General features: G+C 51.9%; 10 protein-coding genes and 1 pseudogene. 5 read left to right on the plus strand and 6 right to left on the minus strand.

The features are described from left to right. Nucleotides 1–61: 61 nt before the first annotated feature. Entirely contained in the window at nt 62–1,078 is a 1,017-nt protein-coding gene (locus tag ACK5LI_RS03825; RefSeq protein WP_416946393.1) for a calcium/sodium antiporter, read from the plus strand. Nucleotides 1,079–1,180: 102 nt separating this feature from the next. On the opposite strand, the gene ACK5LI_RS03830 is transcribed toward ACK5LI_RS03825, so the two are convergent. After that, entirely contained in the window at nt 1,181–1,753 is a 573-nt protein-coding gene (locus ACK5LI_RS03830) for a hypothetical protein (protein ID WP_416946395.1), read from the minus strand. Between the two features lie 103 nt (nt 1,754–1,856). Between ACK5LI_RS03830 and ACK5LI_RS03835 the strand changes: the two genes are divergently transcribed. Next, complete coding sequence (locus ACK5LI_RS03835) at nt 1,857–4,280, plus strand: Cache 3/Cache 2 fusion domain-containing protein (protein WP_416946397.1); 2,424 nt, start codon at nt 1,857–1,859, stop codon at nt 4,278–4,280. An 83-nt stretch (nt 4,281–4,363) separates the two neighbouring features. Here the strand turns inward: ACK5LI_RS03835 and ACK5LI_RS03840 are convergent, their stop codons facing one another. Both ACK5LI_RS03840 and ACK5LI_RS03845 read right to left on the minus strand, forming a co-directional pair. Next, nucleotides 4,364–5,566, minus strand: a complete 1,203-nt coding sequence (locus ACK5LI_RS03840; RefSeq protein ID WP_416946399.1) for a metallophosphoesterase — start codon at nt 5,564–5,566, stop codon at nt 4,364–4,366. Between the two features lie 43 nt (nt 5,567–5,609). Next, nucleotides 5,610–6,437 (minus strand): nitroreductase family protein, encoded by an 828-nt coding sequence (locus tag ACK5LI_RS03845; RefSeq protein WP_416946401.1) that lies wholly within the window; start codon nt 6,435–6,437, stop codon nt 5,610–5,612. Between the two features lie 243 nt (nt 6,438–6,680). Between ACK5LI_RS03845 and ACK5LI_RS03850 the strand changes: the two genes are divergently transcribed. The 3 genes from ACK5LI_RS03850 (at nt 6,681) to ACK5LI_RS03860 (ending at nt 11,790) form a co-directional block, all read left to right on the plus strand. Continuing rightward, entirely contained in the window at nt 6,681–8,957 is a 2,277-nt protein-coding gene (locus tag ACK5LI_RS03850) for a hypothetical protein (RefSeq protein ID WP_416946403.1), read from the plus strand. Nucleotides 8,958–9,333: 376 nt separating this feature from the next. Next, nucleotides 9,334–11,184 (plus strand): motility associated factor glycosyltransferase family protein, encoded by a 1,851-nt coding sequence (locus ACK5LI_RS03855; protein ID WP_416946405.1) that lies wholly within the window; start codon nt 9,334–9,336, stop codon nt 11,182–11,184. Nucleotides 11,185–11,490: 306 nt separating this feature from the next. Beyond that, a complete protein-coding gene (locus ACK5LI_RS03860; RefSeq protein ID WP_416946407.1) occupies nt 11,491–11,790 on the plus strand; it encodes an MTH1187 family thiamine-binding protein in 300 nt (99 codons plus the stop codon). 475 nt (nt 11,791–12,265) lie between these two features. Here the strand turns inward: ACK5LI_RS03860 and ACK5LI_RS03865 are convergent, their stop codons facing one another. The 3 genes and pseudogenes from ACK5LI_RS03865 to tnpA all read right to left on the minus strand — a co-directional run. Next, nucleotides 12,266–12,484, minus strand: a complete 219-nt coding sequence (locus ACK5LI_RS03865) for a hypothetical protein (RefSeq protein WP_416946409.1) — start codon at nt 12,482–12,484, stop codon at nt 12,266–12,268. Beyond that, nucleotides 12,469–13,347 (minus strand): hypothetical protein, encoded by an 879-nt coding sequence (locus ACK5LI_RS03870; RefSeq protein ID WP_416946411.1) that lies wholly within the window; start codon nt 13,345–13,347, stop codon nt 12,469–12,471. Before ACK5LI_RS03870 ends, ACK5LI_RS03865 begins: the two co-directional genes overlap by 16 nt. A 672-nt stretch (nt 13,348–14,019) precedes the next feature. Beyond that, a pseudogene (tnpA, locus tag ACK5LI_RS03875) lies at nt 14,020–14,284 on the minus strand (IS200/IS605 family transposase); the annotation flags it as partial.

A 14,284-nucleotide genomic window follows, 5' to 3' on the forward strand; every position in this document is an offset into this window, starting at 1 on the left:
ACAAGCTCTCTTCCGATCACGCGGATTGTGTGAAAACTCCGACAACCCTACAATATATACCATGCCTATTCTTGATATTCTCCTTCTGGCCCTTGGCGGCCTCCTGTTATGGTTCGGTGCAGACAGATTGGTCGAAGGCGCATCCGCACTTGCCCGCCGCTTCGGCATATCCGAACTTGTCATCGGCCTGACAATCGTAGCTCTGGGTACATCTCTGCCTGAGTTTCTGGTTTCGTTCACTGCAGCCCTGAAAGGCTATTCGTCCATCTCCGTTGCAAACGTTGTAGGCTCGAATATCTTTAACCTCGGGCTGATTCTGGGCGGTGTAGCCTTGCTTCGTCCCGTCATGCCAGAACGCAACATCATGCGCCGTGATGCTCCGATACTTTTTCTCTGCATCATGTTTCTGTTCACATGCGCTGCAACTACAGGCTCAATTCCGCGCTGGGCAGGCCTTCTGCTCACTTCCGGCTTTTGCTGTTATATTTTTTGGCTGGTCATTAAAAGCAGGCAAGAATTTTCTGCAGTTAACGATTCGTTGCAAACAGCACTGAGCACACAAGGAGAATCCTCTCTTGCAAGCCCCGTATTGCCGGGAGAACCTGAACGCACGGAAGGAATCCAGCCTGTCTGGCGGTGCTTCGGAGGAATTGTCGTTGGACTGGCGGCGCTTACACTGGGCAGCAGGCTGGTTATTGACGGAGCAACCACCATTGCCGCATGGCTGGGAGTAAGCGAGTGGCTTATCGGCCTGACCATTGTTGCAGGCGGCACATCTTTACCGGAACTTGTCACCTGCATCGTGGCATCATTTAAGGGCCGCAATGAGATGATGCTGGGCAACCTTATCGGCAGTGATCTTTTTAATTTTGCCGGAGTGCTGGGCATTACCGCGTTGCTGCGCCCCTTGGCTGTCGATGCGTCCGCACTGCCTAACCTTGCCCTGAGCGCGGTTACCGTTGTTCTTATTGTTCTACTGCTCCGGCTGCGGGGCCGCTTAGGCGTAGCCGAAGGGCTGCTCATTTTAAGCTTCGGCTTTGGCCGCTGGGTACTGGATGCTTACAGCACAGCCATTTAGCAAACCTGCTGAGCACACATAAACGCCCCGAAACGACAATGTCGTTTCGGGGCGTTTTCAGTCTGACAAGAGAACATGACATCTGCGCACTGCAAATGTCCGCTACAGGCCTTTTTCATTCTCCCATGATATGTCCATGTGTTCTGATACGGAAAGAGCTTCCACGCCCAGTGCCTCGGCAGCATGTATTGCCTGCTGTTCAGGTGTACGCCCCGGTTGCAGCATAAAATGCAACGACATCATGCACAGCGGGTCTGTAGAGGTAAACCTTTCCAGCAGCGACACACGTTCGTTCTCTGACATCCCCTGCACTAACGTCGCGACATCCGGCATCAGATAAAAAACTTTCCCTTTATTCTTCATAAGGGAACGGATGTTTTCATCGTACAGCAACTTTTCCGGCACGGAAAAAACAACGCCGGAAGCGCCGGCAAGAATGCTTTCTGCATCACAATCGCATGACAGAGTTTTAAACTGCATATCCAGACGCACCGCAATTGCAGCGGCAACATCATCACGGCCCTCTCCATCAAGGCCGATACAAAATATACTGTTATTTTTAGCAGAAAAATCCGGCCTAAACATACCTTTTTTAAACGAAGCATGAACCCTGCTTTCATCTACTGCAATCTTTTCGCAAACAAAGTCCGAAGTATCAAATTTTTTATTTTCCATTGCTATCACTGAAGATTCATGGTGTTAATCCGATTAGAAGGTTATAGTAGTCTCAGAGACCTCATCTCTTCAAACTATCTCTATTGCAAGCAGGAGGATTCGGATGTTCGATAAAGTCACACTTTCAGCAAAATTCTTTGCGGGCAGTATCGGCGTTCTGGTCTTTGCCATTATTTTCCTTTGCGGCGTAAACATATGGCTGGTCAGCGACGGTATGACCCAGCTTGGTACTGCCACTCTGGAATCTACTACGGGTAACCTTGTAACCACAATTGAGATGCAAAATGCCATCACACAGGAAAAAGTAACATCCGACCTGAGCGTTCTTGAAAAAGAAATGGGCGATCTCGGCGAGCTGATGCTCAATGAGGCACACAGCCATCCTGCCACAATGGTAAATCAGGTGACTCAAGACACATCAACAGCCACTATTCCTGCCCTGGTCCTGCAAAGTAATGCAGGCATGACTCCTTTGTACAAAAATTACAGTATCGTCGACCGCGTTCAAAAAATGATCGGGGGAACAGCAACCATTTTTCAGGTATTACCCGGAAAATTACTCCGTATATCCACTAACGTGCTCAAACTGGACGGTGAACGTGCTGTCGGCACCTATATTCCTGAATCAAGTCCGGTGTATAAAACAGTAATGCGCGGCGAAACATACAGAGGCAAAGCCTTTGTCGTCAACGCATGGTACATTACAGCCTACAAACCGCTGAAAGACCCTGCAGGAAATATTGTCGCTGTCGTCTATGTCGGACGAAAAATCATGACCCCGGCTTTAGAAGAAGCGCTTGCAAGCATCAATGTAGGCGGGCTGGGATTTGCTTTTGCCTACAATAGCAAAGGCGAAATGATCTACCACCCGAAAAGACAGGGGGAGACGTTAGAAGAAATCGGAGTGGCGTCACACTTTCAGGGAGTCAAAGACGGTTTAGTATCATACGTGCGTGATGATGAAGAACAGTTGTCTTATGTCAAGTATTTCGAACCGTGGGACTGGCACATAGGAGTTCATTTAAGCAAGCAGGAAACCCTGCGCGGAATGGACAAAAAGGTTCTTAAAGGCTCGCTTGGCGTGGCTGTTCTGGCATTACTGATAGGATGTATATGCACATGGCTTGTTTTGCGCAGCATCACAGCCTCTCTTAACAAGCTTGAGCACTTTACAGCGGCAGTGGCACAGGGCAATTACAATGCCTCCATCAGCTATCAGGCAGATGATGCGATAGGTAAAACCATCATTGCAGTTCAGCGCATGGTTGCAGTTATCAAAGAACGCCTCGGTTTTTCCAATGGCATTCTGCAGGGTATGGCTACGCCGTGCATCGTGGTGGATACGAATGAAAGCATTTCGTTTGTCAACCAGCCTGCGTTGCAAGTCCTGCAGGCGCAGGGAGCTCCTGAAAGCTGGCAGAACAAGTCCGTCGGCCTCCTTTTCCATAACGATGCAAACCATGAAACCATTCTTGGCAGCACCGTGCGTGATAAGCAGTCGAAACTGAACAGGCAATTGGTATTGCAGCGCAACGGTCAGGATATTCACCTGCGTGTGGATACAGCCCCGCTGTATGACCTTGACGGAGTGCTGCTTGGAGCCTTCGGCCTGTATACCGACATGACGGAAAACCATCGCCAGCAGCAGGCGATGGAAGAAAAGAACGCGATCATCGCCAATGCGGCAGAACAGGCTGACGGCGTCTCCCAGAATGTATCCGGTGCCGCGTCTGATCTGTTCGCCCTGATCGAAGAAGCGAATCAGGGAGCGGAGTTACAAAAAGAAAGAACAGGTGAAGCTGCCACTGCCATGGAAGAAATGAATGCAACGGTTATGGAAGTTGCCCGCAGTGCAGGTGAAGCTGCATCCGGTGCCGATGAAGCCCGTGCAAAAGCAGAAGAAGGTGCCGAGATTGTTCAGCAGGTGATTTCTGCCAGCCGGCAGGTTTCCGCAGAGGCAGAAAACCTGAGCGCGAACATGCAACTGCTCGGTTCGCAAGTGGAAAGCATCAGTCAGATTATGAATATGATCAATGACATTGCCGACCAGACAAACCTGCTGGCGCTTAACGCAGCCATCGAAGCTGCCCGTGCCGGAGATGCAGGACGCGGCTTTGCAGTTGTTGCTGACGAAGTCCGCAAGCTGGCAGAAAAAACGATGGACGCAACCAAGCAGGTCGGAACGGCCATTACCGAAATTCAGGACGGTGCACGCAAGAACCTTGAGGCAACCCAGAAGGCGGTAACCAGCATTGAGCAAAGCACGGAGCTTGCCAACCAGTCCGGCGAAGCCTTGCAACACATCCTGCAGCTTTCCATTGAAACTGCCGATCAGGTTCGCTCCATTGCCACCGCAGCGGAACAACAATCTGCAGCTTCTGAAGAAATCAGCCGCGCCACAGCAGAAGTAGACAGGATATCGACGGAAACGCTGCAGTCCATGAACCGTTCTGCCAACTCTGTCAGTCAGCTGTCAGAAGAAGCCCAGCGTCTGCAGCAGATTATTGAAATGATGACCAAAGAATAGCCGACACGGCAGTAACACAAAAACTAAGGCCGCTCTGCTTCAGAGCGGCCTTTTTAATCGTAAAATAAAACCGTAAGTGACTCTTATACTCTTTGCAGCTTTATCCTCGTTATCTCTGCAGGAGCGCCCAGCCTGAAAGGCGGCCCCCAGAAACCGGTACCGCGACTGACATAAACAAGCATCCCGTCATGATCATGCAATCCGCTCAGATAAGGCTGAACCATGGTCACAACCGCCATAAAGGGGAACACCTGCCCGCCGTGTGTATGCCCGCACAGCATGGCATCCCATCCGGCTTCATGCGCCTTGTAAACGCTTGCAGGCTGATGCGCCAGCAAAAGGCGAAAGTCCGCAGACTCTCCGCCCTGCATAGCTTTGCGGCTATCACTCCTGTACTTGCGACCAAAGCGTACTGCTTCGTAATCACTTATACCGCCAACCAACAAAGAAGCTCCACCACGCCGAACCATAACATTACGGTTTTCTAGCATGGTCAGCCCCACCGCCTCAAAGGCTGGTAGCCAGCGTTCAATACCGGAATAAAACTCATGGTTACCGGACACACCGTATACACCGTCGGGTGCGGTCAATCGGGCAAAAGGCTGAATATCAGACCACAAGTGGGCCGGTGACCCGTCAACCATATCGCCGGTAACGGCGATCATATCCGCACCGGCGCCGTTTGCCGCGTCCACGACACCATTCAGCCAGTCAACTCCCAAAGAGGCTCCCACGTGCAGATCAGAAAGCTGCACTATGGTGTACCCTTCCAGATCGGGATGCAATCCGGCAATCTTTATGCTGACATCGGTAAGCGGCGGAATACGTAAAGCGCCGTACAAGGCAGAACCGGAAAAAGTTCCTGCCACAGCCATTACGCCCGTACCTGATATGCTTTTAAGAAAATGGCGCCGCGACGTATCCGTTATACCGCATGAATCAGCAACAGCCCTCTCAGGACTGATACGCTGTAAACGCTGCGAAAGTGTGCGGACAAAACATAGCGATTTTCCGGCAAACAATAATACGTCACGAAAAACCAGCACCACCAGCACCAAAGCGGCAATGCCGAATGCTATAGCTCCGGCAAAGGCCAGCACGTCAAGGGCCCGGCTTTCGATACCTGCGCGAAGCATGGCAGCTTCAACCGGAATGCTGGCCCACGCGTAAACAAGGCAAAACCACGCCGTAAAGCGCCCTCCCCGGCCAAGACCGGAAGGCCCGATAAGGCGCAGCCCTGTGTACAAAGCAAAAAAAACGGTCAGACAAATAAGGCCGATATACATCACATAACGCCCAGAATGGCATGTCTGGCAGGCAGTCCTGCCGTTAAGAAATCCAGCGGGCGGGTAACCCGTTACGCATGGGCACCTTGTGGTAGCCGTAGCGTCCGTACCCGAGCATCTGCGCGCCGCAGATATGTTGACCGTCATTCAGCCCCAGAAATTCTCTGAGAGCTTCGGATTCGCGGACAGCATGAATAAAATAGCCAGCCCAGCAGGCTCCTACTTTGTGAGCATGTGCGGCAAGTTCTAGATACGTCAATGCAATTGAACCATCGACATCAGACCAGTCGGTGTGTTCGTCCGTATACGCTATTGCAAGATGGGGCGCACCGCGCAAAATGCAATCCTGCCCCTTGCGCCATGCCGCGATCAAACCTGCCACACCATACTTCTTTGCCAGTTCAGGGTCGTCACGCCGCAGAGTCGTCATCCAGTCAATAACCATAGACGCCAGTTGCTGTGTCTTATTGGGGTCTTCCACCATTACCCAGCGTACGGGCCGCCTGTTGCTGGCAGAAGGAGCCCAGTCCGCACCACGCAAAATTGAGGCCAGTGTGTCATGGGGTACAGGACGCTGCTTGAAACAACGGATAGAGCGCCTGCTACGAAGAAAAAGTTCCGCCTGATCCGAGGTTACAGCCAGTTCTTTTTCCAGCGGGACGAAGCCTTCGGGGGGCATAGGAGCAAGGCTGACGGCTCCGGTTTTGCACACGGCTACACAATGTCCGCAGCGGAGGCAGACATCTTCGGAACCGGTGCGCATTTTCGGCATACCTGTTTCTTTATCTGCAATTAAAATCAGTACGGGGCACTCCTGAATACAGGCACCGCAGCGCTTACAGGCATCGGCATCAGCCGTAAAAAAACTCATTTCACAAATCCTTATCAAAATGATGCATGGCATCACACGGGTAATGCATATAGAAAACAGCCATATTACTCTTATATGGCAACAAATTGAATAAAAGTTCCGTCATCGGCATTCAAGGAGCATTAGTGCAACCAAGCACAAGAGAAACGGCTTGTTCGCACAATCGGAAAGGCTTGTCACCCCTGTTTTGTCAATCGAACCGCTTTGAGATACAAGGGGAGATTACAGAATTCCGGAGGGGACATGCTGCCTCAGTTTTCGCTATCTCGTTCATCCTTTTCAAATCCATATAGTTGTTCTTCCCGCATGGGTACAATACTTGCTCTTATGGTTATCATCACTGCCGGCATACTGCTTGGCGGATGCTCTTCCCGTACGCAGAGCAATAACGTTGAAAAAGGACTGCCATCCAGTGAGGTCCCGCGGGCCGATCCGGGATACGTCCAGTGGCTTTCCAGACAATCGATGCTCGACCAGTCGGAAAGACTGACCGAAATTGTTTCCGGTTCACATCTGCAATGGCGCAAAGGCGGCCTGCGGCCTGCACCGGCAAGTCTCCTGCGGGAGGCAGACACCTGGCTGACCATACGCCCCGAATCCATTCTTAGCAAAAGTAACGAACCTGTCTTCGCCGTGCTCTCCGACAAGCGCGTCTGGCAGGCGCTGCAAAGCATGGGGATTCGCGGTATGTTGCCCTCTCCTGTCCATGTAACCGGCGGACTATGGGGATATGACCTGACCGCGGTACGCGGTGACGATGTCATACAATATAATTTTGCCGATGCCTGCGGCTCGGCAGACATTTTTGCGCAGCTTATGAGGGCGGCCAATGCACATGGCGCCATTCTGGGCACCATGCTTGTACCCGCTGCAACGGGTCTTGGGCCGGATTTCTTTTTGGCCGCACGCGGCAAAGAGGGGTACGATGGGCTTTACGGTATAATCGAAGTTCCGCGTAAGTTATGGAAGCACCTGCCTGATGCTCCATCTGAATGGCAGGGGCAGCTTTTGTCACCCGATGCCACGGAAGAGCTGCGCAAAGAGGGGCTGCTTCCCCCTGCTCTGGCTGCAGTTCATATTAATAACCCGTTACGCTGGGCCGTCACCGGTGAGGTGCGCGGCATAGACGGTGAGCTTCGACGCTGGGTGTATCTTGCCCACAAGTCCCCATCTCGTCCGGTACTGAACTGGAACGATCCCTCCGCTGCTGCCAAGCGGGTTTTTTCGGGCTCAATCATCCGGCAAGTCGGAGAACTTGGTACAGCGTTGGCCGGTCTTGATCTTACAGCATTTGCCGGAGCAGTTGTTGACGAGGGGGACCAGCGCGGCCCTGCAACCCCGTTACTAGATGCTTCCAGAGAGATAGCGTCAGAGGTACGCCGTTACGGCGGATGGTCTTTGCTTACAAACTCCATGCAGCTTCCGTTGCTTAAAGCCATTCTGGACAGCGGTCCGGACATGGCCGTTGACAGGTATGCGTCTCCGGCCGCCGCTCATGCGCTGCTGACGGGCGATGCGGAACCTCTGCGCCTGACCATGACTATTCTGAAAAACAGCGGAATCGACCACCGCCGCATGATGCATCCTGTATTATGGGGCAATGGTATAGACTACAGCATGCCGCAGCTTGCCGAGCCGCCCTTCGGACAGCAGACGGCACTGCAATGGCGGGGAACCCGCAAACCTGCTGCTGCAATACAGCGCGACATAATAAATGACCTGCGCAAAAATGTGGACGAGCAGGCTCTGCATACGGTCACTGCAGAACATACCTTCTGCACAACACCGGCTGGCATTGCCGCCCATGTGCTGGGCATTAAAGACCAACGCTACGGCCTGCGTGAAGTGACACCGGAAGTAACCCGCGGAACCTTGTTGCTTGCAGCATGGAATGCCCTGCTCCCGGGAGGATTCATACTGGACGGCCGTGACATTGCAGGAGCAATGCCCCTGCCGCCTGTCAGCCTTCCGCAGGAAGATGTAAAAGAACACCCTGAACTGCTGGCTCACGGTGCGTATGCTCTGGACTCCGCTACCCGCAACATCATGGTTTCGCGTCAGGGCTTGCCCAGAGCAAAAATGCTTAACGACAGCCTGCCTGCACAAATTCTGCATGAAGCTTCGTACGCCAGCGGCATAAAAACACTTTTGCAGCTTCGACGCGATCTTGGCATTCCGCTGGCAGAGCTTGTCGCCCTGCCGGAAACCGGCGCGTCCGGCGTTGCCGCCACGGTTCTGGCATTACCGCCCACAAAAACATACCCATCGCCGCGCTGGCTGGCCGTGGTTGCCAACTTCAGCCGCGAGACTATCGAGCAAAGCATTCCCCTTAAGCTTCCACCAAAAGTTGTGAAAACGGCTTCGGACATGATTCCTCATAAAGAGCCTTTTATCACGCTACAGGCTCTTGCCGATGAACAGCCTCCTGCATCTCTGACGGCAAAGGGAAATAACCTGTTACTGACCTTACGCCCATGGCAGATACGAGCAATCGTTCTTGACGGTAAAACGATGAAGTAGGCAACAACAGAAAGCTGTACAGGTGGAATGCGGACATGCACTCCGCCTGTTTTTATAGAAAAATAAACGGCAGATACACGCGCTAACCCAACAGGCGACAGGTACACTTATTCCGCAGGCGGTACCCGCTGCATCTCCAGCCACCAGTGACTGATACTTCTACCGTAGCCGTTACATTCCTGCCAATACCGCTCATGCTGCGAATGCTCGCAAAATCTGTCGCTCCGCTTTCGGCGCATCGGCATAAAGCGACACGAACTTGACAGAGCAGCCATTCCAAAATCCCGACGCCGGAAACATGACACCCGACTACCTACGTCTTTTCAGGGCATTAGCCTCTTGTACACATCGGCAAGGTTTTTGCAGACGTTAACGCATGAAAAGCGCATCATTTTTAGCACATAACAAGCAGGCTATGATCGCCACCAGCCGCCCTGCGGCAGAGTGGCTTTCACGGGTGTCTCCTGATATCGACCCGCTGTTGGCCCGTATGGGCAAAAACAGATGGGAGATGGTGGATATGCAGATGCCGGAAGGCGGCTATTTGTTTGACGCAGCACCTCCTGCCATGTGCTACAGCAGCTGGATTCCCAAAGAGGCCCATACGAAAGATTCGGGCCCGGGGTCAGACAGAAACAGCCTTTCACGCAGCGCCACAGTTATCATCGGCTGCAACGTGGGGTACGGGCTGGTGCATGTCATCAACAACACCCCTGACTCCCATAAAATAGTTCTTCTGGAGCCGGATGCTGCAATGCTTGCGCTTTGTTTTTCGCAGTCAGACTTCAGCCCCTACATCCGCTCCGGCAAGTTAACAGTGCTCCCGCCGGACCGTGTTGTCGTCAACGACATTCTTCGCAGGCTGGATGTTCAATATCTTTTCGGCAGTGTTCACCTGCGTATCGACTTGCCCAGCCAGCAGATTTCTCCCGCCTATTCTGAATGGGGGGGCATTGTAAAAGGTATGCTGGATAACTTTGGTCTGGAAATGGTCACCCTGCGTAATGTTCAGGATGTAATGGTTTCCAACGAGCTGGATAATTTTCGCACGGCCCTTCGAAACGGCAGCCTGAACCCGCTGGAAGGGAAGCTTCGCGATATACCGGCACTTATAGTAGGTGCCGGTCCGTCATTAAGCGTCAATGGTCCCGTCATTGCTGCAGCAGACAAACAGACTGTCATTGCCACATCACTGCAGGCAATGCCTGCATGTCAGCGGGTAGGCATAAAGCCTCATTTCTGCGTAGCCATCGACTGGGGAGCAGTATTAATGGGTGTATATGACCGGCTCGACAAAGAGTGGGCAGCAGACATCCCGCTGATTTATTCCACAAAAATCCGTAATGAAGTAGTCGCAAGCTACCCCGGGCCTACTATTCCTTTATGGACAGTGGGCGGACTTGCGACGTTCATTGGCGGCAACGGGGATCTTGTTCTTGAAGCAGGCAGTAACGTCAACGTTGCCATATTACGCCTGCTCTACTGGGCAGGTGCCAGAAAATTTGCGTTACTGGGGCAGGATCTTGGCTGGAACGCAGACCGGAGCCACGCGGAAGGGCACCCCACAACAATGCTCAAAATCCAACAGCCGGCACGCGACAGGTTCGGTAACACCATAAGTACAAACAAAAAGTTTCTGGCTGCAGCACGTGAACTGGAACAGGATTTCAGAACACATAATGATATCGAAGCGTACAACATTTACGGGGGTGGCTTACCTATAAATGGAGCTTCGTATATCACCCCGCAGGAAGCCTGCGAAAAGGGTATCCTGAAGGCTCCCGAAGAGTATGCCGGAAAACTACGGCTGGCTTTGCAGCAGGCAATGGTTCCTTGCAGTCAGCCATTCTGGGAACCGCGTGAGGAGCAATGGCGCACATCGTTGCGGCATGTGCAACGCAAACTTGAAAAGCTGCTGAAAAAGCCCGCAAAAAATCATGTCGAAATAACCGGGACTCTTAAGCAGGTGCATGAATTCCTCAGGCAGGACCCGCTTTATCTGCCCTACCTGTATAATGAAATCATGGACGTGGCGGGAATCGGATATGGGCGCTACCACTACGGCCCTACAGATTTGAAGGCGTTTAAAGAGGTCGTCAAAAAGGTGCTGAAAAAAGTACAGCGCATGGACAGCGTGTTGTGTTCTGCGCCTCGGCAGGCAGAAGCTCCCGTCCACTCTGCTGCTCAGCTAATCACCGGTGGAGCGCATCAGCACCGGACAGCATAACCAATCTTACGTAAAAAAAGACATTGCTACGTCCCGCAGTTAAAAGCTGCGGGACGTTTTGCTTTGGGGCTCCGCCTATCAGGATGCTTTTCACAACGCTTCTTATAATTTGTTCTGCGAAGCGCGGCAGTTCCTCTCCTCCCCGCAAATTATGCACCAAGTATTGAATGCACAGACTTTGCGCTATATACTTTGCCCGTCGACAAGTTGACAGGGCACGGCGTTTTAACCAGACCAGCCCGTTATATTGACGACGAAGGTACTTTTCCATCCAGTGAGTAATCCCCTGACAACAGGAGTATTGATATGAGTGTAATGGCAGAACTTTCCATGTTTCCCATGGCCCCTCAGTCCAGAGGAAGTCTTAGCCCATACGTGGCACGTGTTCTGACTGTTATCCGCCAAAGTGGTCTGACGCATCAGCTTGGACCTATGGGAACAGTCATTGAAGGAGAATGGGATGCTGTAATGAGCTGTGTTTCGGCCTGCTTCAAGGAGCTGGAAAAAGACTGTGACCGTGTCTATATGACACTGAAAATTGACTGGAAGCGTGGCAATGATTCCCGCATGACCAGTAAGACACAGGCAGTCATGGATAAACTGTAAGTGAGGTTGACGCCCCCCTTCCTGCTGTGAGGCAGAATCGACCTTACCACAGGGCGAAAGGTTGACAGAAATGCAGGGTAGGCCCGCCGAGAACCTCAACCCGCTAAGTGAAGAGTCTGTGGTCTGGTTGGCTTTTTCTCATACACCCGATTCATTTCTTACAGTGGAATATCTATTCCACTGGCTTAATCACATCAGCGTCCAGCAAAATTCGGAGGAATCCTTCTTCGATATTCTCTCTACTTCCCTGAATTATCCATCGATAACAGGTAAACGGGACGGAGTTGGTCCACCTTTTTAAATAAGGGGCAGAAGTCGTCTGGCAAAATCGGCCAATTCCACCACAATGCGGACTGAAATCCCCCTTGCCTGCCCTGAGGGGCACTGTAATTTGGCCGTGGCTTCCACTGTCGGTTATTTTTTACGCCGCACCTGCCTGACACGGGCTTACTGCGGTCCGACTGAACCTGTTCATCTACCCCGCAGGAATACCGAAAAGGGTCACCCCCAGACAGATAAGACCGAGGAGGCCGTAAAGCAGGCCCCTTGGCCAACAGGTAGAGTACGGAGCAACCTTGCGCAGCACCAGAATAGCCACTATGCACTGCAATAAGTAGAAAAGGGCAAAAGCGCGCGAGGCATAGTTGATGATCTGGAATACATCAGTCAGCCAGGTGACTATGATGGCCACCACGGACACCCCACAAACACTACGTAAATGACCGTAGAGATCATCTGCGCCCATCGCATGGTTCGCACCCTTTCCTCGGCCGAATGCTCAGCCCCCAAAAAGCGGGATGTCTCGAACCCTTGCACCACAATAAGCATGCCCATGACCAGCCTGATGATGTGTGATGAGTCTTCGGGAATGGCAATGGCGCTAAGTTGCCAGTTTCCGCCGAAGAAGGCGGGCAAATTGTAGTGTACCAGACCAGCCAGAAGCGCCGCGATCATAGCCAGATTGAGGCCCACAACCACTCGCTCCACCTTCTCAATGCCTTTAAGTCCCCTGAGGGTGCCCACCACGCCGATGCCTGCCAGAATAAGGGTGACAAGCATTTTGCCCAGCCAAATCGAATCCGGAGCGATGTATTTAAGCCCGAAACTTGCTAGCAGTTGCAGATAGTAGGACACGGAGATGCAGTAGGCCCCTGCCAGCACTATGTGCGACGTTTTCTCCAGCAGCCCGGCAGCGCCTGCAGGGCCGACATGCTGAGCACTGTGACAGTGGTTCACATGAAGTAAATGCTGGTCCTGACTTCCTCCCTTGGAAGCGCTATGCCTGGCAAATAACGGCTCTCCATAGCGAATGTTAAACCGGACAACCGACCCCACCCCGTAGGCCAGAACAAGCAGCCCGCCCATGGCCCAAACAGCATAGTTACCCACATTTGCATACAGCAGAGGCGCGCAGACCAAAAATCCGGACCCCATAATTGAAGCCAGCGGCGTGACGATGGCTCGCCAGGAAGAAGATTCTGCCAGAGGGCGGTAGAAAAGCAGGACTCCTGCCACTACAAAAGCAGTAGCGAGGACAATAAGGCTTGGTAACGACACGTCGCGCCTCCTATCCTTTACCATGCGGAAAACAGAATGATTATATAAAAAATTGGCAACAGGAAAAACAGCCTGTTACTTTTTATCTGACAGGAATGATTTGCTCCTCTGTCACAACACTAAGCATAAAAAACAGCAGTCTTCCTTACGATAAGGTCCATTTGCAACGTCATAATCGGCTCCCCCGTTTATTGAAGTCCTGAAAATTCTATTACAAGAGAACTAAAACAAAATTCATAGACGATGTCGAGAACACGACCCAATACTTCTCGGGGTATGGTCGAGTCAGTACTTCTTCCCGCAACGTTTATGGCATCGTAAGCTCCCCCTTCCATCATTGTAACCGTCTCTTCGTTTTTTAGTGCAAACATCCAGAAAAAACATACCAGAGGCCTCTATTATGCCAAAGTTACTCCCTAAAACGACCCCGTCCTCATCTAGCTGTTTTAATACTCAGGAAGCCTTCCCTCTCATGTCACGCGTACCGGCTTTATCCTTGTTCGATGCAAAACTTCCGGTGTGTGTACTACTGGCCCAAATCACTACTAAGTCAGCCTGCAGACATAAAAAGGTACCCCCCAGCATAGCTGGGGGTTCTTCATATGCGCCTATAAGGCTTTCTTACTAGCAGCGCCCTAGCAGGCGCACGTTCGTCTGGCATCTGCATCTCTGTTACTTGCGACCCGTAAACGGGTTTCCAGAATATGGAAGAGATAATTGATCACCAAGCTTATCATGCTCAAGTTGGTGCCTAATGTAATCTTGTATCTTTGCCTTATTTTTCCAACTGTATCTACGTAATATCCACGGCACCAAAACTCGCGATTCCGGTATTTAAACTTAAGATCGCCAAATTGGTCGTACAACATTAAGCTACTCTTTCCTTTCAAGTACCCAATAAAACTTGAAACACTCATCTTTGGCGGTATTTCAAGAA

The organism is Oleidesulfovibrio sp. (assembly GCF_047973035.1).
Classification (GTDB): domain Bacteria; phylum Desulfobacterota; class Desulfovibrionia; order Desulfovibrionales; family Desulfovibrionaceae; genus Oleidesulfovibrio.